General features: G+C 58.0%; 18 protein-coding genes and 1 tRNA gene. 7 read left to right on the top strand and 12 right to left on the bottom strand.

The window, feature by feature from the left end:
- Positions 1-60: 60 nt before the first annotated feature.
- Both scpB and AC2D8V_RS07665 read left to right on the top strand, forming a co-directional pair.
- Positions 61-666 (top strand): SMC-Scp complex subunit ScpB, encoded by a 606-nt coding sequence (scpB, locus tag AC2D8V_RS07670; protein WP_484733874.1) that lies wholly within the window; start codon positions 61-63, stop codon positions 664-666.
- A 79-nt stretch (positions 667-745) separates the two neighbouring features.
- A complete protein-coding gene (locus tag AC2D8V_RS07665) occupies positions 746-928 on the top strand; it encodes a hypothetical protein (RefSeq protein WP_484732942.1) in 183 nt (60 codons plus the stop codon).
- A 483-nt stretch (positions 929-1,411) separates the two neighbouring features.
- On the opposite strand, the gene AC2D8V_RS07660 is transcribed toward AC2D8V_RS07665, so the two are convergent.
- The 7 genes from AC2D8V_RS07660 to rpmF all read right to left on the bottom strand — a co-directional run bounded on the left by AC2D8V_RS07660 (position 1,412) and on the right by rpmF (position 6,451).
- On the bottom strand, positions 1,412-2,491 hold the full coding sequence (locus AC2D8V_RS07660) for a 2'-deoxycytidine 5'-triphosphate deaminase (protein ID WP_484732941.1): 1,080 nt from the start codon (positions 2,489-2,491) through the stop codon (positions 1,412-1,414).
- Positions 2,492-2,558: 67 nt separating this feature from the next.
- Positions 2,559-2,635, bottom strand: a tRNA-Pro gene (locus AC2D8V_RS07655).
- Positions 2,636-2,692: 57 nt separating this feature from the next.
- Positions 2,693-3,760 (bottom strand): MerR family transcriptional regulator, encoded by a 1,068-nt coding sequence (locus AC2D8V_RS07650; protein ID WP_484732940.1) that lies wholly within the window; start codon positions 3,758-3,760, stop codon positions 2,693-2,695.
- Between the two features lie 4 nt (positions 3,761-3,764).
- On the bottom strand, positions 3,765-4,067 hold the full coding sequence (gene ihfA, locus AC2D8V_RS07645; protein WP_484732939.1) for an integration host factor subunit alpha: 303 nt from the start codon (positions 4,065-4,067) through the stop codon (positions 3,765-3,767).
- A 98-nt stretch (positions 4,068-4,165) separates the two neighbouring features.
- Entirely contained in the window at positions 4,166-5,137 is a 972-nt protein-coding gene (locus AC2D8V_RS07640) for a beta-ketoacyl-ACP synthase III (protein ID WP_484732938.1), read from the bottom strand.
- The gene (plsX, locus tag AC2D8V_RS07635) at positions 5,134-6,195 is read right to left on the bottom strand and encodes a phosphate acyltransferase PlsX (RefSeq protein WP_484732937.1); all 1,062 of its coding nucleotides are present in this window, start codon (positions 6,193-6,195) and stop codon (positions 5,134-5,136) included. The genes AC2D8V_RS07640 and plsX overlap by 4 nt, the downstream gene beginning before the upstream one ends.
- A 49-nt stretch (positions 6,196-6,244) precedes the next feature.
- Positions 6,245-6,451 carry a 50S ribosomal protein L32 gene (gene rpmF / locus AC2D8V_RS07630; RefSeq protein ID WP_484732936.1) on the bottom strand — a complete coding sequence of 69 codons (207 nt, stop codon included), beginning with the start codon at positions 6,449-6,451 and terminating at the stop codon, positions 6,245-6,247.
- A 272-nt stretch (positions 6,452-6,723) separates the two neighbouring features.
- Here rpmF and AC2D8V_RS07625 point away from each other — a divergent pair, with 272 nt between their 5' ends.
- Positions 6,724-7,188: a hypothetical protein gene (locus AC2D8V_RS07625; protein WP_484732935.1), complete on the top strand. Its 465-nt coding sequence runs from the start codon at positions 6,724-6,726 to the stop codon at positions 7,186-7,188.
- On the opposite strand, the gene AC2D8V_RS07620 is transcribed toward AC2D8V_RS07625, so the two are convergent.
- The gene (locus AC2D8V_RS07620) at positions 7,181-7,747 is read right to left on the bottom strand and encodes a YceD family protein (protein ID WP_484732934.1); all 567 of its coding nucleotides are present in this window, start codon (positions 7,745-7,747) and stop codon (positions 7,181-7,183) included. The genes AC2D8V_RS07625 and AC2D8V_RS07620 overlap by 8 nt on opposite strands.
- An 89-nt stretch (positions 7,748-7,836) precedes the next feature.
- On the opposite strand from AC2D8V_RS07620, the gene AC2D8V_RS07615 reads away from it, so the two are divergent.
- The 3 genes from AC2D8V_RS07615 to AC2D8V_RS07605 are packed head-to-tail and all read left to right on the top strand — an operon-like array spanning position 7,837 to position 10,979.
- Positions 7,837-8,316: an outer membrane protein assembly factor BamE gene (locus AC2D8V_RS07615; RefSeq protein ID WP_484732933.1), complete on the top strand. Its 480-nt coding sequence runs from the start codon at positions 7,837-7,839 to the stop codon at positions 8,314-8,316.
- Between the two features lie 6 nt (positions 8,317-8,322).
- Positions 8,323-9,123: a GNAT family N-acetyltransferase gene (locus AC2D8V_RS07610; protein ID WP_484732932.1), complete on the top strand. Its 801-nt coding sequence runs from the start codon at positions 8,323-8,325 to the stop codon at positions 9,121-9,123.
- Positions 9,124-9,161: 38 nt separating this feature from the next.
- The gene (locus tag AC2D8V_RS07605; protein ID WP_484732931.1) at positions 9,162-10,979 is read left to right on the top strand and encodes an ABC-F family ATP-binding cassette domain-containing protein; all 1,818 of its coding nucleotides are present in this window, start codon (positions 9,162-9,164) and stop codon (positions 10,977-10,979) included.
- Here AC2D8V_RS07605 and AC2D8V_RS07600 read toward each other — a convergent pair.
- The 3 genes from AC2D8V_RS07600 to tyrS form a co-directional block, all read right to left on the bottom strand.
- A complete protein-coding gene (locus AC2D8V_RS07600) occupies positions 10,976-11,581 on the bottom strand; it encodes a hypothetical protein (RefSeq protein WP_484732930.1) in 606 nt (201 codons plus the stop codon). The genes AC2D8V_RS07605 and AC2D8V_RS07600 overlap by 4 nt on opposite strands.
- Positions 11,581-12,336, bottom strand: a complete 756-nt coding sequence (locus AC2D8V_RS07595) for an SDR family NAD(P)-dependent oxidoreductase (RefSeq protein WP_484732929.1) — start codon at positions 12,334-12,336, stop codon at positions 11,581-11,583. The genes AC2D8V_RS07600 and AC2D8V_RS07595 overlap by 1 nt, the downstream gene beginning before the upstream one ends.
- A gap of 63 nt (positions 12,337-12,399) precedes the next feature.
- On the bottom strand, positions 12,400-13,650 hold the full coding sequence (tyrS, locus tag AC2D8V_RS07590; RefSeq protein WP_484732928.1) for a tyrosine--tRNA ligase: 1,251 nt from the start codon (positions 13,648-13,650) through the stop codon (positions 12,400-12,402).
- Positions 13,651-13,714: 64 nt separating this feature from the next.
- Here tyrS and AC2D8V_RS07585 point away from each other — a divergent pair, with 64 nt between their 5' ends.
- Positions 13,715-14,848 (top strand): anhydro-N-acetylmuramic acid kinase, encoded by a 1,134-nt coding sequence (locus tag AC2D8V_RS07585; protein WP_484732927.1) that lies wholly within the window; start codon positions 13,715-13,717, stop codon positions 14,846-14,848.
- Here the strand turns inward: AC2D8V_RS07585 and AC2D8V_RS07580 are convergent.
- Positions 14,845-15,264, bottom strand: coding sequence for a cupin domain-containing protein (locus AC2D8V_RS07580; RefSeq protein ID WP_484732926.1), 420 nt, complete (start codon positions 15,262-15,264; stop codon positions 14,845-14,847). The two genes, AC2D8V_RS07585 and AC2D8V_RS07580, sit on opposite strands and share 4 nt — an antisense overlap.
- Positions 15,265-15,276 lie beyond the last annotated feature (12 nt).

Below are 15,276 nucleotides of genomic sequence, written 5' to 3'. Positions count from 1 at the left end.
GACCACAGCGTGGAAACGCAAGAAGACGAAACGGAACAAAGTCTGTTCGAAGCGCCGCCCATGGGCGAACAGGAGCGCATGGTCGAGGCCATATTATTTGCAACGGCGGAACCTGTCAGCGTAAAGGAACTTGCATCCCGGATGCCACATGGCTCCGATCCGGCAGAGGCGCTTGTGCACCTGCGCAAACGTTACGAGGGGCGTGGGGTGAACCTGTCCAAGATCGGTGATGCCTGGGCCATGCGGACGGCCCCCGATCTTGGGTTTCTGATGCAGCGCGAAACGGTCGAGACGCGCAAGCTAAGCCGTGCCGCCATCGAGACACTGGCCATCATAGCCTATCATCAACCGGTGACACGGGCCGAAATCGAGGAAATTCGCGGTGTCTCGGTATCGCGCGGCACAGTAGATCAGTTGTTGGAGATGGAATGGATTCGCTTTGGTCGGCGCAAGATGACCCCGGGACGGCCCGTTACCTTTGTTGTCACCTCAGAATTTCTGGATCATTTCGGGCTGGAAAATGCGCGCGATCTACCTGGGTTGAAAGAACTCCGCGCCGCCGGACTTTTGGAAAATCGTCCACCGCCCGGTGCACTCGACCTGACATCAGATGCTGATGAGGATGAAGAAAGCGCGGAAGGTCAAAGCGAACTCTTCGAGGACTGACTGCTCGTCCCGAATTTTGACACAATTCCCTGTTGTGCTGCGCATTGGCAGCAATCAAAAAGGGAACAATCCCGTGAACATGAACAGGCTTTTGAATATGGTCGTGCGACAAGTCGTACGTCAGGTGGTGAACCGCGGCATACGTGCAGGCATAAATAGCGCCACGTCAGCGGGGCAAAGCAAAACCGCGCCACAAGACCGCAAAGCGCAGGCACGCACGCGCCAGTCAGCCAAAATGATGCGCCGTATGACGCGTTTGTAAAGGTAAAGAGGCGAGCGGTTTACGCTCTGCTTTGCCAAGTTGTGCGATGTTGTTCTGACGTCGCCTGATCCGTCACGTAAATTGATGTATCGGTACACGTTTTACTTGGCCGGCGTAGGAGTGCGCATTTTTTGGCGACCCAAGACGCGTTGCCGGAAAGACAGCAGCCTGTTCTCAGGCTCTGGCGTCTGAGCAGAAACTTTTCTAGCGTTAACTGATCCTCAATCTACCATGGTATGCGTCGGGAACGATGGCTGCGGAAAACTTTGTGATGCAGACCCGCCAGTCTAACGGGCTACTACATCCGAAAGTTGAGGCTGAAAATGCGGGTGGCAGACGAGAAAGCGGCGGATACAACCCTTTACATGTTGAGTGCGCGCAGTTCAGACCAGCGGTTGCGCGAGGGTTGCTGCAACAGGCTGTATCAGTCGCGGTTGTCCGAGAAATCGCACCGCTACAAACATGCCCGGCCTGTCAGCGCGGTTATGCAGGCATGCAAAAATGCTTGCTTAGTTTGAGCCCCTGACCCTGATAGTTCGAAGCGATGCCCGCGCCGTAAAGCTGCGTTGGTGGCTCGGTCATGGATTCATAGACCAATCGGCCGACGACTTGACCATGCTCCAGAACGAACGGCGCTTCGTGGCAGCGTACCTCTAGTACGCCCCGTGACCCCACTCCTCCTGCTGACGCATGCCCGAAACCGGGATCGAAAAAGCCAGCATAGTGCACGCGAAATTCGCCAACCATCGCGAGATACGGGGCCATTTCCGCAGCATATGCTGGTGGGATTGTTACGGCCTCGCGGCTGACAAGAATATAAAACGCACCTGGATCCAGAATGATCTGGCCGTTTTCGCTATGAACCTCTTCCCAATAGTCAGCAGCCGCGTAGTGGCCGATATTGTCAAGGTCAACGATACCCGTGTGGGGTTTGGCTCTGTAGCCCACCAGTGTCGTGTCCTTGAGGCGTAAATCAACGGAGAACCCCAAGCCGTCGTCGATCACGGCCTCTCCGTCGACAAGTGGTGTCTGCGCATGCAACGCGCGCAAATCGCCATCGGTCAACTGTGCGTGGCCTTTTCGGAACCGGATTTGATTCAACCGCATGCCGGGCCTTACCAGTACGGAAAAGGATCTCGGGCAGATTTCTGCAAACAGCGGACCATGGTAGCCGGGTGCGATACGGTCGAACTCGGCGCCACCGTCTGTGATTGTGCGTGTCAGCAGATCAAGCCGTCCTGTTGAGCTTTTGGCATTTGCCACTGCCTGAACGTCTTCTGGCAGGGCCAGGGATTCCATCAGTGGTACAACGTAGACGCAGCCTTTTTCCAATACGGCCCCTTCGCTGAGATCGACGCGGTGCATTTCGAACTCTTCGAGACGCTCCATGACGCGGGTGTTCTGGCCGGCGAGAAAAGAGGCCCTAACACGGTAAGCTACCGTCCCGAGGCGTAGATCAAGGCTGGCAGGCTGAATCTGCGCATCAGAAATCCTGCGTGTGGCAGCAATCTGGTTTTTTGAGATCATCTCAGCGATGGTCTGGTTCGGCAGCACGCCGTTCATGATCGCTCTCCTTTATATACAAAAACCCGCGCGCAGGGCGCACGGGTTTTTTGCATATCAGTCGTTCTGGTCGGGCTAGCAGGACTCGAACCTGCGACCTTCCGTCCCCCAGACGGACGCGCTACCAGGCTGCGCCATAGCCCGACTTCAGGCGTTTCATACCCGATCTGAGGGCAGGGGCAAGAGAGAATTGTCATCGGTTCAGTCTTTGCCGACGTCTTTTCGTGGGTTGGCCATACTCGCGCGCAGGCGGGTTAACCGGGCCAAAAGCGGCCGTATCTCGTCAGCTTGAGCCGATGACAGCGCCGCCACTCCTGCCAAGGCAGAGAGCGCCGATGGCTCAGCGGGAAAGTCAGCAAGATCGGGCAAGGGCCCGACGTCAATGATACGCGGTTTCGGTGCTGGAGTTTCCGCCGCCTTTGGCGGGGTGACCTCAAACGGCGCTGCGTCCTCGTCGCTACCTGCTGCCTGCGCAGGTGTGTCCGCGGTATCGCTTTCCTGCTCTGACGGTGCATCAACAGGCTCCTGAAGCTCATCGCTGCGGGCACGTGCGCGAAAGCTGGGCATCATCGGAGCTTCTGTCTCTTCGGCGGCCTCAACGACGGTTTCTGCTTGCTCTGATGCTTCGGTTTCTTCCGATACCGGGTGTTCCCCTGATGGTTCCGGCGCACGTGCGGCATCCTCCGGTTCGATAGAGGCTACGGGTTCCAGATCGTCGAGCGCCGCAGCTTCAGCCGGTTCTTGTGGCTCCTGGTCAGCAAACTCGGGGTCGGGTACCCGCTCAAGTTCTTCAGGCGCCTCGTCAGCGACCGGCGCCTCTTCAACCGCCTGTTCCACAGGTTCTGCAACATCGTCGATTTCGGGATCGTCATCCGCCGCGACACCCGACTCTGCGGCTTGTGGTTGTTCCGTTTGAAGTGGTTCGCTCGCGATATCCGCTTGCTGATCCGTGACTTCTGCGGCGGCCCCTTCAATGACCGCGATAGTCAGGTCGTCTAGCGGTTGCGACAGGTCGGCCACATGCGCCACACCTTTTTCACGCAACAGTTTCTGTGCGCCTTTGATCGTCAGCCCGTCTTCATGGAGCAGCTTTTTCAAACCGCCGAGCAAAAGCATGTCCGAAGGGCGGTAATAGCGCCGGCCGCCTGCGCGCTTGATCGGTTTTACCTGCGTGAACTTGCTTTCCCAGAAACGCAAAACATGCGCCTGGACGCCAAGCCAGTCCGCGACTTCCGAGATTGTGCGAAAAGCGTCGGGTGACTTGGCCATCAGATCAGGACTTGTTGCCCTCAGCGACGCGGTCTTTCATCAGGTGAGAAGGGCGGAAGGTCAAAACACGTCTAGGGTTGATGGGCACTTCCTCACCCGTTTTCGGATTGCGTCCCACGCGTGCCGTCTTGTCACGTACCGAGAAGGTGCCGAACGACGAAATTTTCACCTGTTCTCCGCGTACCAGCGCATCGGAAAGGTGCTCAAGTACGGATTCAACAAGCTGTGCGCTTTCGTTACGAGACAGTCCCACCTCGCGGAAAACTGCTTCGCTCAAATCCATACGTGTCAGCGTTTTGTCAGCCATATCCACCCCCTGAGTTTTGCACGACAATAGGTCGCACGTATTTTCCGAGTCAATATCAATGGCTTGGCGATGGCTGTTTCAGCGGAAATAACCTGAAATTACCAGCGTAGAACGACGGCTCCCCATGCCAAACCGCCGCCGATGGCCTCTGTTACGATCAGATCGCCCTGTTTTATCTGCCCGCGTTCCCGCCCGACAGACAGTGCAAGGGGAATCGATGCCGCTGATGTATTGCCGTGATCCTGTACCGTTACGACCACGTTCTCCATCGGCACGCCCAGTTTTTTGGCCGTGCCTTGGATAATCCGAATGTTTGCTTGGTGCGGCACGACCCAGTCAACAGCCTCATGGCCAACCCCTGCGCGATCCAGTGCTGCAGAGGCAGTTGCGGCGAGCTTTTCTACGGCGTGGCGGAATACCTGATTGCCTTGCATGCGCAGATAGCCGGTGGTGCCCGTCGATACGCCGCCGTCGACGTAAAGCAGATCTTTGTGGCGTCCGTCGGAGTTGAGGTCTGTGGCCAGAATGCCGCGATCGTCTGGAGTACCTGTGCCGGTCTCTGCATGCAAAACCAGCGCGCCGGCACCATCCCCAAAGAGCACGCAGGTCGATCGGTCTGTCCAGTCCATGATCCGGCTGAACGTCTCGGCACCAATGACGAGAACTGTGCTCGCCTGACCCGACAGTATCAGAGCATTGGCGTTGCTGAGCGCAAAGACAAAACCAGCGCAGACGGCCTGCACGTCAAAAGCAAAGCCGTTAGTCATGCCCAGTTCTGCCTGAACCATCGTTGCCGCTGAGGGAAACGTCAGGTCCGCCGTTGATGTGGCAACGATAATCGCATCCACATCCTGCGCTGACAGTCCGGCATCCTTCAACGCTGCGCGCGCCGCGGCCGCGGCCATGGAGGAGGTCGTCTCACCCTCGGCGGCAAAGTGGCGCCGCTCGATGCCCGACCGGGCGCGAATCCATTCGTCGTTTGTGTCCAGCGTCTTTTCGAATTCAGCGTTGGGAACCACCCGTTCAGGCAGGTAATGGCCAACACCTTTGACCACGGCACGCAGCGTCATTGGGAAGTCTCCTCGGCGGGGATTGAAGCGACCCGTGCCGCCAGCTTGTCAGTAAATTGGATATGCGCCAGTTCGGCGGCGAGTTTGATCGCCGACGATACCCCGGTTGCATCGGCAGAGCCGTGGGATTTTACGACAGTTCCGTTCAGCCCCAGAAACACGCCGCCGTTTACGCGGCGGGGGTCTATCTTTTTCTTCAGGCGGCGCAGCGACGGGTAGGCCAGCAGCGATGCAAGACGAGAAAGTGGGGTAAATCGGAAGGCCTCGCGCAGGCGGTCGCCAATAAGGCTTGCCGTGCCTTCTCCGGTTTTGATGGCGACATTGCCGGTGAACCCGTCGGTTACGATGACATCGCAAATGTTGCCCGAGATATCACCGCCTTCGACGAACCCGATATAGTCGAACCCTGCAGGCTCTGCCTGCGGCCGGATTAACTCGTGCGCCTCTTTCAGTTCAGTGCGGCCTTTGTGCTCTTCCGTCCCGACGTTTAGCAGGCCAACACGGGGCGTCTTTAGCCCCAGACCGTTGCGGGCGTAGGACATGCCCATCAGGGCAAACCGCAACAAATCGTCTGCATCAGCCCGAATGTCTGCGCCGACATCCAGCAAGACGTTAAAACCTTGCGGATTAGAGGAGGGATAAAGAACTGCAATCGCCGGCCGGTTCACTCCGGGCAGCTTGCGCAGCCGTATCATGGACAGCGCCATCAACGCGCCGGTATTGCCGCAGGAGACAGCCACCGAGGCTGCTCCGTCGCGCACAGCTTCGATTGCGGACCACATTGAAGTGTCCTTGCCATTGCGCACGATGTGACTTGGTTTGTCATCCATCGTCACGACGCTTTGCGCATCGCGGATTTCGCAGCGACCGGTCAGGTTCTTGCGACGGGCGACCAAAGAGGCGATTTCTGCTTCTGGCCCGTGCAGAATGTAGTGGATGTTCGGGTTTTTCTGAGCGGATACGTCACAGCCCGCAACGACAGCGGCGGGGCCATTGTCCCCGCCCATCACATCTACAGAGATGATGATACGCCCTGCCTGATCGGTCTGCGCCGTCATTAGAGACTGCCCCCGAAACCGTGTTGCCCTTATTCGTTAAGGGACAGGTTTAGGCTGCGTCGTCTTCCAGATCAATCTCTTCTGTGAGCGCCACCACTTCTTTGTCGTCGTAGTGGCCGCAAGACGCACATACGTGGTGTGGGCGTTTCAGTTCGCCACAGTTTGTGCACTCGTTCGGATTCGCCGCTTCGAGAGAATCATGTGCGCGACGATTATTACGGCGCGACTTGGAGACTTTGTTCTGTTGAACAGCCATTGGTTCAGGCCTTTTGCGGTTCGGGGCCGTACATGTGCGCTATGGCGCACCGCATGGCCGAGTTTCTGAATATCGTGTCCCGAAAACGGGTCTGACGTGCGTTTAGGCCCATGACCGGCACTTGTCCAACCCTATTTGCAGGAGCGGCGCAAAATACTGCGATTGCCCAATAGTGCAAGCGGTTTTTGCGGGCCGAAGATTGCGGAGGGTGCGCGCTCACCGAATCCTAACTTCTTGCGGTTATTCCTTCATCCAAGTGGAAGGAGAGCATTATGGATATATCACCAGTGACAAGCGTGGCGGTCCCGCCCGCGCCGGTATCGCAGGCACCGGCGCCAGAACCTTTACGTCCGGGGAAAAGCGGGCAGTCCGTCGGGCATATGGCAAAGCAAGCGGTTGCGGCGGCGCGCAGCGCTGGCGTCGAGCTTCCCTCGAATGCGCAAGGGCTTGCCGCCTCGCAAATCGCGAAAGGGGCCGACCCTGCAAGTGTTTTTGCCGCTCAGATCACGCCGCCAGAAGACGATGTACCACTAGCGGACCCGATTGATGGAGTTGCCACGCCACCCGAAACGGTACCAGAAACCGACGAAGCGGCGGATGCTATGCAGGATAACCCCACGGTGGATGAAGCGGTGGAAACAGCCAGTGAAACGGCGCTGCAATACCAAGCAAGCCTGAGTGTTCTCGACCTTGCCGGGGATAGCAGCGCTCAGACAGCTTTGGATCTGCTTAGTTAGAGGTGTCGTCGTCCGACGAATCTTCCTTTAACTTGGCTTTCAGAGCGGCGAGCCCAGCGAATGGCTTGGCATCCTCGTCAGTCATCGGCTTAACCCCCGGTTCACTGACGCTCACCATACCAAGTTCCGCGCCGTCGGACCGTGGATACATCGGCAACGCCAGATCGAGCGCTTCGAGCATGACAGCGCTTGGGTCGATCCATGCTGTCAGCGCTTCGACTGTTTCATCGTCGGGCATTTCGATCTCGGGGGTCTCAGGTTCGACGTAATTTTGCACGTATAGGCGCGAAACGGGCACATCGATTCGGGTCGTCACCGGCTCAAGCGTCACTGCGCAGGGTTGCACAACTGTTGCGCCAAGCTTGCCTTTTAGCTGCCAATCCGCCGATCCAGAGGCCGAAACAGTGCCCTCGAAAGAAAGTTTGCGCAGCGCCAGCAAATCAAGCTTTTGCGCGATCTGGGTGAGATCATTGCTTTCTGGCCGGATATTGAAAGCCGTCTGGCCCCGTTGGGGCAGGCCCGATACGCGCAGGGCCGATATTGAAGGTGCATCTCGCATCACGTTCGTACTTTCGTTTCTTGAACCAAACCATGAGGATGGTGTAAGCGAGATAGAAGCCAAGGTGTTAAAGGGCAAGAGGTCAAGATATGGGTTACACGTCAGAGCGATGGTTTCGCTTCGCCTCTTGTACGCGTATTGCCTCTGCGCTTGCCCTGAGCTTGATCGTCTCGGCGTGCTCAGCCACCTACAGAAACTACGGATATGTTCCCCCTCAAGAAGACCTTGATCAGATCGCGGTTGGCATCGACACCCGCGCCAGTGTCGAAGAGACGCTGGGTTCTGGCGGGGCGTCATCTGTGTTGGAGGAAGATGCACTGTACTTCGTGCGCAGTCGCGTCCGCAGCTTTGCGATGTTTGAGCCGGAGGTGGTCGAACGTGATGTTGTCGCGGTAAGTTTCGATAATTCTGGCGTTGTACAGAACATCGAAACTTTTGGTCTCGAGCGGGGGCAGGTGGTTCAGTTGTCACGTCGGGTAACCGATTCGAGCGTTGCGAATAAGTCGTTCTTCCAGCAACTGTTTGGCAACGTCGGTGGCTTCTCACCATTTGGACCTTCCAGTCCGTAAGGTAAAATGAAGGGTGCGGCGATGCTACGGGCAGGCACCGCGTCTGAAGTTGGCTACCAACTTGGGCCCTATTTGGCGCGGATTACACGCGACCCGTCTCATATCAGGCGTGCCCAAGCCTTGCGGGCGGAGCTTTTCGGTGTCTCTGGTTCGAGCGATGACACACGATTTGATGCCGCATCGAAACATGTTCTGATCGAAGAGGCTGCAACAAAGACACTGCTGGGCTGCCTGCGCATTGCGCCGTACCAAGGCGCGGGTCTGGGCCAGAGTTACGCCGCTCAGTTCTATGCGCTGAACGGCCTGATGGACGCCGGGATCGGCGCGCTTGAAATAGGCCGTTTTTGCGTGCGCGACGCCACTTTGCATCCAGATGTGCTCCGGTTCGCGCTTGGCATCATTGCGCGCGAAGTTGTGGCGTCACGCACGCGCTTTCTTTTCGGGTGCACGTCCTTTTCAGGCACCGATCCGGAAAAATACGCCGCTGGTTTTGCCTATCTGGCGCAGCGTCACGGTGTGTCGAAATCCCGCGGCCCGTCGGTGCATGGCACAACTGCGGCGGTGCGACTGTCTGATGTTGCTCCGAAAGACTGGAGCGTGCCCGAAGCACTCGGTCAGTTGCCCGGGCTGTTACGGACGTATCTGGGTTTGGGGGGGTGGACCAGCGATCATGCCGTGATCGACAGTGAACTGAACACGATGCATGTCTTTACGGGGGTGAATATCGGAACGATACCAGCGGTGCGGCAAAAAACCTTGCTGAAATTAGCGCGCCGCATGGTATTTTTCGCGCCTTTGCCAACATAGCCGTTGACGCTTTGGCGAGGGCGGCATAGCTCGCCCGTATGGCTCGTGTCCCCTTGCTACAAATAAATGACATCTCGCTCACCTTTGGTGGCGCCCCGGTTTTTGACGGGCTAAGCTTTGTGGTGCAGCCCGGTGACCGCGTTGCCCTCGTAGGGCGCAATGGGTCGGGAAAGTCGACACTGATGAAGGTGATGGCCGGACTGGTGGACACCGATCGGGGTGATATCGTGCGCGGCCCAGGTATCTCGGTGGGGTACATGGAGCAGGACCCCGATCTTTCTGGTTTTTCGACGCTGGGTGAGTTCGCCTCGCAAGGGTTGGAGCCTTCGGAAATGTACAAGGTTGAACGCGCAGGCGAGGGGCTGAAGTTTGATCCCGCGCGTCCGGTCGATACCGCAAGTGGCGGCGAAAGGCGGCGTGCTGCGCTGGCGCGCTTAATGGCGGACGAGCCGGACTTGATGTTGCTGGACGAGCCGACAAACCATCTCGATATCGAAGCGATCGCATGGCTGGAGGAAGAACTGCAACACAGTGGCAAAGCCTTCGTCATCATCAGCCACGACCGCGCTTTCCTGCGCCGGCTGACGCGGGCAACGCTGTGGATCGACCGTGGCGTCGTTCGCCGCCAAGAGCAGGGTTTCGGCGGGTTCGAAGCATGGCGGGACACGGTCTGGGAAGAAGAAGACATGCAGCGGCACAAGCTGGATCGTAAGATCAAAGCAGAGGCGCGCTGGGCCGTCGAAGGTATCTCGGCGCGGCGCAAGCGCAATCAGGGACGGGTCCGGGCATTGCAAGACCTGCGCGCAGAACGGGCGGCTCAGATCGTCCGGCAAGGAACCGCGGCAATGGCGTTTGATGCTGGGCCAAAGTCGGGGCGCAAGGTGATCGAAGCTGATGGCATTACCAAAAGCTTTGGCGACAAGTGTATCCTAAAGCCGTTTTCGCTGACCGTTCAGCGCGGCGATCGCATTGCCTTCGTCGGTCCAAATGGTGTCGGCAAGACAACGCTGCTGAACATGCTGATTGGCTTGGAAACTCCCGACAGCGGCACAGTGAAATCTGGCACAAACCTTGAGACCGCGGTATTCGACCAATCGCGTGCCCAACTGGACGGCGACATGAGCTTGTGGGACAGCCTGACCGGTGATCCGGACATGCGCGTGTCTGGCAAGGCAGATCAGGTGATGGTGCGCGGTGCGCCCAAACATGTTGTGGGGTACCTGAAAGAGTTTCTCTTTGACGAAGCGCAGGCACGCGCGCCGGTCCGGTCCTTGTCAGGTGGGGAAAAGGCGCGGTTGTTGTTGGCCAAGATCATGGCACGCCCGAGTAATCTGCTGGTGCTGGACGAGCCGACAAACGATCTTGACGTCGAAACGCTCGACCTTTTGCAAGAACTGCTGGGCACATACGACGGCACGGTGCTGCTGGTCAGCCACGACAGGGACTTTCTGGACCGTGTCGCGGCGACGACGATTGCCATGGAAGGGGATGGCAAAGCCACGATCTACGCGGGCGGTTGGAGCGACTACCAGTCGCAGCGCACAGTGACGGACAAACGAAAGGCAGAAGCCCAAAAGCCGAAAAGCGCCGGAACAGCGGAATCCAAGCCAAAAAAGACAGCGAAGCAAGCGGGTTTGAGTTTCACCGAAAAGCACAGGCTGGATGCCTTGCCGGGCGAGATCGACCGTCTGGAAGCTGAAATTGCAAAGCTTTCCGAATTGCTGGCAGACCCTGATCTCTTTGCCGAGAACCCGGTCAAGTTTCAGAAAGCGACTGAGGCGCTGGTAGAACGTCAAGAGAAGCTGGAAGCGGCGGAGGAAGAGTGGCTTGTATTGGCGGAAAAGGCCGGCGGTTAGCTGTTTAAACGCAAGTCCAATTCATAGCCAGCCCGCAATACATCTACGAGCATGATAGGGGTCAGAACCCTGACCCGACCCTGTGTTGGCCGACAGCGGCGCTCTCCATAACCGCTGTGCGCTTGATATGGCACCAGCGCCTCGCCGAGAACGAGGCACGCCATTCCATCTGCATCCAGGATGAAGGTGCCGTCCGGCAGTTCAGAAACATCCGCCGCGTGCCGTACTTGTCCGTATGTGCGCGGCACGGCGCGCGCATGGTGCAGCTGTGCGTCGTAATCTGTTATTTTGCCGGTGATGCCTGCGTATTGTCTGAACCGGTTGTAATCCGCGCGACGACATTCGCCGCAGGGCCGATGCCCTGCCGCAAATGCAACGGCCTCGTCTGCGAAAAACAGCTCTGTATAGCGACCCGGCGTCATCAGACTGCGTTTGCGCTGCTTGAACGACAAAACGCAGGTGACCCATGCTTTGTGGCGCCAGCGCGCGCTGGTCAGATGCTTGGCGTCATCATGAAGAATACCGCGGTTGCCCATGTAGGCGCCGCGTGCGGGTACGGCGAGGATTTCGCCCGTCGGCTGTACACGGTTCTGCAGCGGCACTAGCGCATCCGCAACGCGCCGTCGATCCGGATGACCTCACCGTTGAGGTAACCCGCACCTACGATAAAGGCGGCGAGCTGTGCGAATTCTGCAGGGTCACCCAGACGGGCAGGGCAGGGAACATCTGCTGCCAGTTGTGCTTGGACATCCTCACCCAATCCAGCAAGCATGGGCGTCATGAAAATGCCGGGCGCGATGGTCATCACCCGAATACCCTGCGATGCCAAATCCCTTGCCATCGGCAAGCACAGACCAGCCACGCCGCCTTTTGAGGCGGCGTAAGCGGCTTGCCCCTTTTGACCATCGAAAGCGGCGATGGACGCGGTGTTGATAATCACCCCGCGCGCGCCATCGTCGTCAGGCGCATTCGATTGCATTTGCGCGGCTGCGAGCCGGGCCACGTTGAATGTTCCGACGAGGTTGACATCAATCGTGCGCTGAAAGGCGTCAAGCGGGTGTGGACCGTCACGGCCGACCGTTTTGACCGCAATGGCGATACCTGCACAGTTAATCGCTGCGGTTATGTTGCCCATCCTGTCTGCCGCTGTTTCCATGGCCGCTTGGACTGAGGCTTCATTGGTTACATCGGTTTCTGCGAAGTGCCCGCCGATCTCTGCCGCGATGGACTGCCCGCGCGCCACGTCACGATCCAGAAGGGTGACCTGTGCACCCATTTTCGCGAAGTGACGCGCTGTGGCCTCGCCCAAACCGGAGGCCGCGCCCGTCACAACGGCAGCCGTTTTTGTGATATCCACTTTGCCTGCCCTTTAAATATACGACGGCTGCAACGTGCCGCGCTGGGCGCGACACGTCAACATTCAGTTCAATTGCACCAGAGCATGTCTTTTCTTGCCAGCGCTTAACTTAATTGGCGCAGCGAGAGCAGCGGCATCAATCATCAGCCCAGCATCTGTGAGCGGTGCATCATCAAGTCGCGCACCGTTCTCGGCGATCAGCCGTTTCGCCTCTTTGCCGGATTTGGCCAATCCGGATTTCACAATAAGCTGTACCACTGAAATGCCATCGCCCAACTCGGCAGCGTCAAGGGTAAGCGTCGGAAGATCATCGCCGACGCCGCCCTTTTCAAAGACCTCGCGTGCGGTTGCTTCGGCGGCAGCTGCCGCTTCTTCTCCGTGCAGCAGCGCTGTCACCTCATTTGCCAACCGGATCTTGGCTTCATTGATCTCCGATCCAGCTAGCGCGCCGAGCCGGTCGCACTCGTCTACGGGTAATTCCGTGTATAGTTTCAGGAATTTGCCCACGTCGGCGTCGGTCGTGTTGCGCCAAAACTGCCAGAACTCGTAAGGCGAAAGCATATCCGGATTCAGCCAGACTGCACCCGATTGCGATTTGCCCATCTTCTTGCCATCGGACGTCGTCAGCAGATGTGTTGTCAGCCCGTACACTTCACCATCAATGACGCGGCGCGTCAGATCGATCCCGTTGACAATATTTCCCCACTGATCCGACCCGCCCATTTGCAGCACGCATCCGTATCGCCGGTGCAGTTCCATAAAGTCGTAGGCCTGCAGGATCATGTAGTTGAATTCGAGAAACGAAAGCGACTGTTCACGATCAAGGCGAGATTTGACACTTTCGAAAGAAAGCATCCGGTTTATCGAGAAATGCCGGCCGATATCGCGCAGAAAATCGAGGTAGTTCAGATCATCTAGCCACTCGGCGTTGTTGAGCATGATCGCCCCGTTGGGCGCGTCGGAATAGTCGATATAGGCGGAGAAAACCTTTTTGATACCAGCAATGTTGGCGTCGATTGCCTCGGGGCTGAGCAAAGGGCGTTCATCGGCGCGAAAAGACGGATCGCCGACCTTTGTGGTGCCGCCGCCCATCAGCGTGATTGGCTTGTGGCCCGTCTTTTGCAGCCAGCGCAGCATCATGATCTGGATGAGCGAGCCCACGTGCAGCGATTTGGCTGTTGCGTCAAATCCGATATACCCCGGCTGTACGCCTGACAGCAGGGCCTCATCGAGCCCCTGATAATCGGTGCAATCGGCGAGAAAGCCGCGTTCCATCATAACTGCAACGAAATCCGATTTGGGGTGGTAGGTCATAGCTCTTGCTCTTGGGTTGGAATGCGCTCACTCTATAGGGGCAAGCTGGGCAAAGGAAAAGGCTTTGACGCGGAGCATCGCGAAATCGGGTTTCGTCACCGCGCTCGGCACGATGAGCGGCACCTCGCTGGATGGCGTGGATGCGGCCGTGCTTGTGACAGACGGGCATGTGATCCAGTCGTTCGGGCCGTCTAACTACCTCAGCTATTCCGCCTCTGAAAAGACAGTGCTGCGCGCGGGCTTGGGGCGATGGTCTGGGCCGGAAGTGGACGCGGCAACCGACGTTGTCGAGCAGGCGCATCTCACGCTCTTGGAACGTTTCGATCAGGCTGATCTGATTGGCTTTCACGGGCAGACTTTGGCGCATGCACCCCGGTTACGAGGCACGCTTCAAGTGGGCGATGGAGCATGGCTGGCAAATGCGCTGGGTACCCCTGTAATCTGGGATTTTCGTACCGCAGACGTTGAATTGGGAGGCGAGGGCGCGCCGTTGGCTCCGTTTTTCCACTTCGCTTGCGCGCGCCATATTGGCGCCCGTGCACCGGTGGCGTTTCTGAACCTCGGCGGTGTTGGCAATTTGACCTACGTCGACCCTTCTTATGACGCGCCTCAGGAACCGGGCGCATTGCTGTCTTTTGACACCGGACCGGCGAATGCGCCAATCAACGATCTGATGCAGGCGCGCCGTGGTCAGGATTACGACAAGGATGGAGCCCTGGCACGGCAAGGCACGGTGGAAAACGGTGCGTTAGAGCTTTTTCTTGCTGAGCCGTATTTTGCACGAATTCCGCCTAAGTCTCTGGACAGAAATGACTTTTCTCAGATGATTGATCTCGTGGGAGAGCTTCCAGACGCGGATGCTGTAGCAACACTGGCGGGTATGTGCGCGGCTGCTGTGCTTGAAGGTATGCAGCACTGTCCGAAATATCCGGATCGTGTGCTGGTCGCAGGCGGCGGGCGTCGTAACCCGGTGCTGATGGAAATGCTGCAAGCGGCGCTGGACTGCCCTGTTTCTCTGGCAGAGGACGTGGGGCTGGACGGCGATATGCTGGAGGCGCAAGCCTTTGCCTATCTGGCCGTCCGTGTGGCGCGCGGTTTGCCCACATCTTGCCCCGGAACAACGGGCGTGCGTGCGGCCGTTGGCGGCGGACAGATCAGCCTGCCGGACGAAGGCGCAGGCGGGTTGCGTAGCGCCTAGCCACGCGGAATATCAAAGCCTTTTTGCGCCAAGGTAAAACCATCAAACAAAAAACCCGGCGATACGGTGCAACTGACAAGCGTGTAAGCACCTGTTGTGCGTGCCGCCTGCCAGTGGTGTTCCGGCACTATGATTTGCGGGCGGCCTCGATCGAGATCCGGTGATAGCAGGTGGTCGTGCGCCGGGCCGTCTTCTGTCTCACTAAGAGACAGCACCAAAGGCGCACCACAGTGATAGAGCCAAATCTCCGTTGCATCCACTTTGTGCCAATGACTGCTTTCTCCTGCGGCCAGAAGGAAGTAGATGCAGGTTCCACTGGGTCTGCCGGAATTTTCCGCAATCCATGTCTGGCGGTAATGCCCGCCCTCCGGGTGCGGAGATAGCTGTAAACGGTCGATGATCTCTTGTGCTGTCATGATGGCACAGTA

The sequence above is a fragment of the Roseobacter sp. YIN89 genome (genome assembly GCF_057219365.1).
Note: the sequence above shows the minus strand (reverse complement) of the source record. Positions and strands in the feature narration are given on the sequence as shown.

What these genes read in the sequence shown, in the direction of transcription:
- rpmF (WP_484732936.1), bottom strand. Translation starts at nt 6,451, where the DNA reads ATGGCTGTTCAACAGAACAAAGTCTCCAAGTCGCGCCGTAATAATCGT.
- AC2D8V_RS07660 (WP_484732941.1), bottom strand. Translation starts at nt 2,491, where the DNA reads ATGAACGGCGTGCTGCCGAACCAGACCATCGCTGAGATGATCTCAAAA.
- tyrS (WP_484732928.1), bottom strand. Translation starts at nt 13,650, where the DNA reads ATGACCTACCACCCCAAATCGGATTTCGTTGCAGTTATGATGGAACGC.
- ihfA (WP_484732939.1), bottom strand. Translation starts at nt 4,067, where the DNA reads ATGGCTGACAAAACGCTGACACGTATGGATTTGAGCGAAGCAGTTTTC.
- AC2D8V_RS07615 (WP_484732933.1), top strand. Translation starts at nt 7,837, where the DNA reads ATGGGTTACACGTCAGAGCGATGGTTTCGCTTCGCCTCTTGTACGCGT.
- AC2D8V_RS07625 (WP_484732935.1), top strand. Translation starts at nt 6,724, where the DNA reads ATGGATATATCACCAGTGACAAGCGTGGCGGTCCCGCCCGCGCCGGTA.
- AC2D8V_RS07620 (WP_484732934.1), bottom strand. Translation starts at nt 7,747, where the DNA reads ATGCGAGATGCACCTTCAATATCGGCCCTGCGCGTATCGGGCCTGCCC.
- plsX (WP_484732937.1), bottom strand. Translation starts at nt 6,195, where the DNA reads ATGACGGCGCAGACCGATCAGGCAGGGCGTATCATCATCTCTGTAGAT.
- AC2D8V_RS07605 (WP_484732931.1), top strand. Translation starts at nt 9,162, where the DNA reads ATGGCTCGTGTCCCCTTGCTACAAATAAATGACATCTCGCTCACCTTT.
- AC2D8V_RS07580 (WP_484732926.1), bottom strand. Translation starts at nt 15,264, where the DNA reads ATGACAGCACAAGAGATCATCGACCGTTTACAGCTATCTCCGCACCCG.
- scpB (WP_484733874.1), top strand. Translation starts at nt 61, where the DNA reads ATGGGCGAACAGGAGCGCATGGTCGAGGCCATATTATTTGCAACGGCG.
- AC2D8V_RS07650 (WP_484732940.1), bottom strand. Translation starts at nt 3,760, where the DNA reads ATGGCCAAGTCACCCGACGCTTTTCGCACAATCTCGGAAGTCGCGGAC.
- AC2D8V_RS07640 (WP_484732938.1), bottom strand. Translation starts at nt 5,137, where the DNA reads ATGACGCTGCGTGCCGTGGTCAAAGGTGTTGGCCATTACCTGCCTGAA.
- AC2D8V_RS07665 (WP_484732942.1), top strand. Translation starts at nt 746, where the DNA reads ATGAACAGGCTTTTGAATATGGTCGTGCGACAAGTCGTACGTCAGGTG.
- AC2D8V_RS07610 (WP_484732932.1), top strand. Translation starts at nt 8,323, where the DNA reads ATGAAGGGTGCGGCGATGCTACGGGCAGGCACCGCGTCTGAAGTTGGC.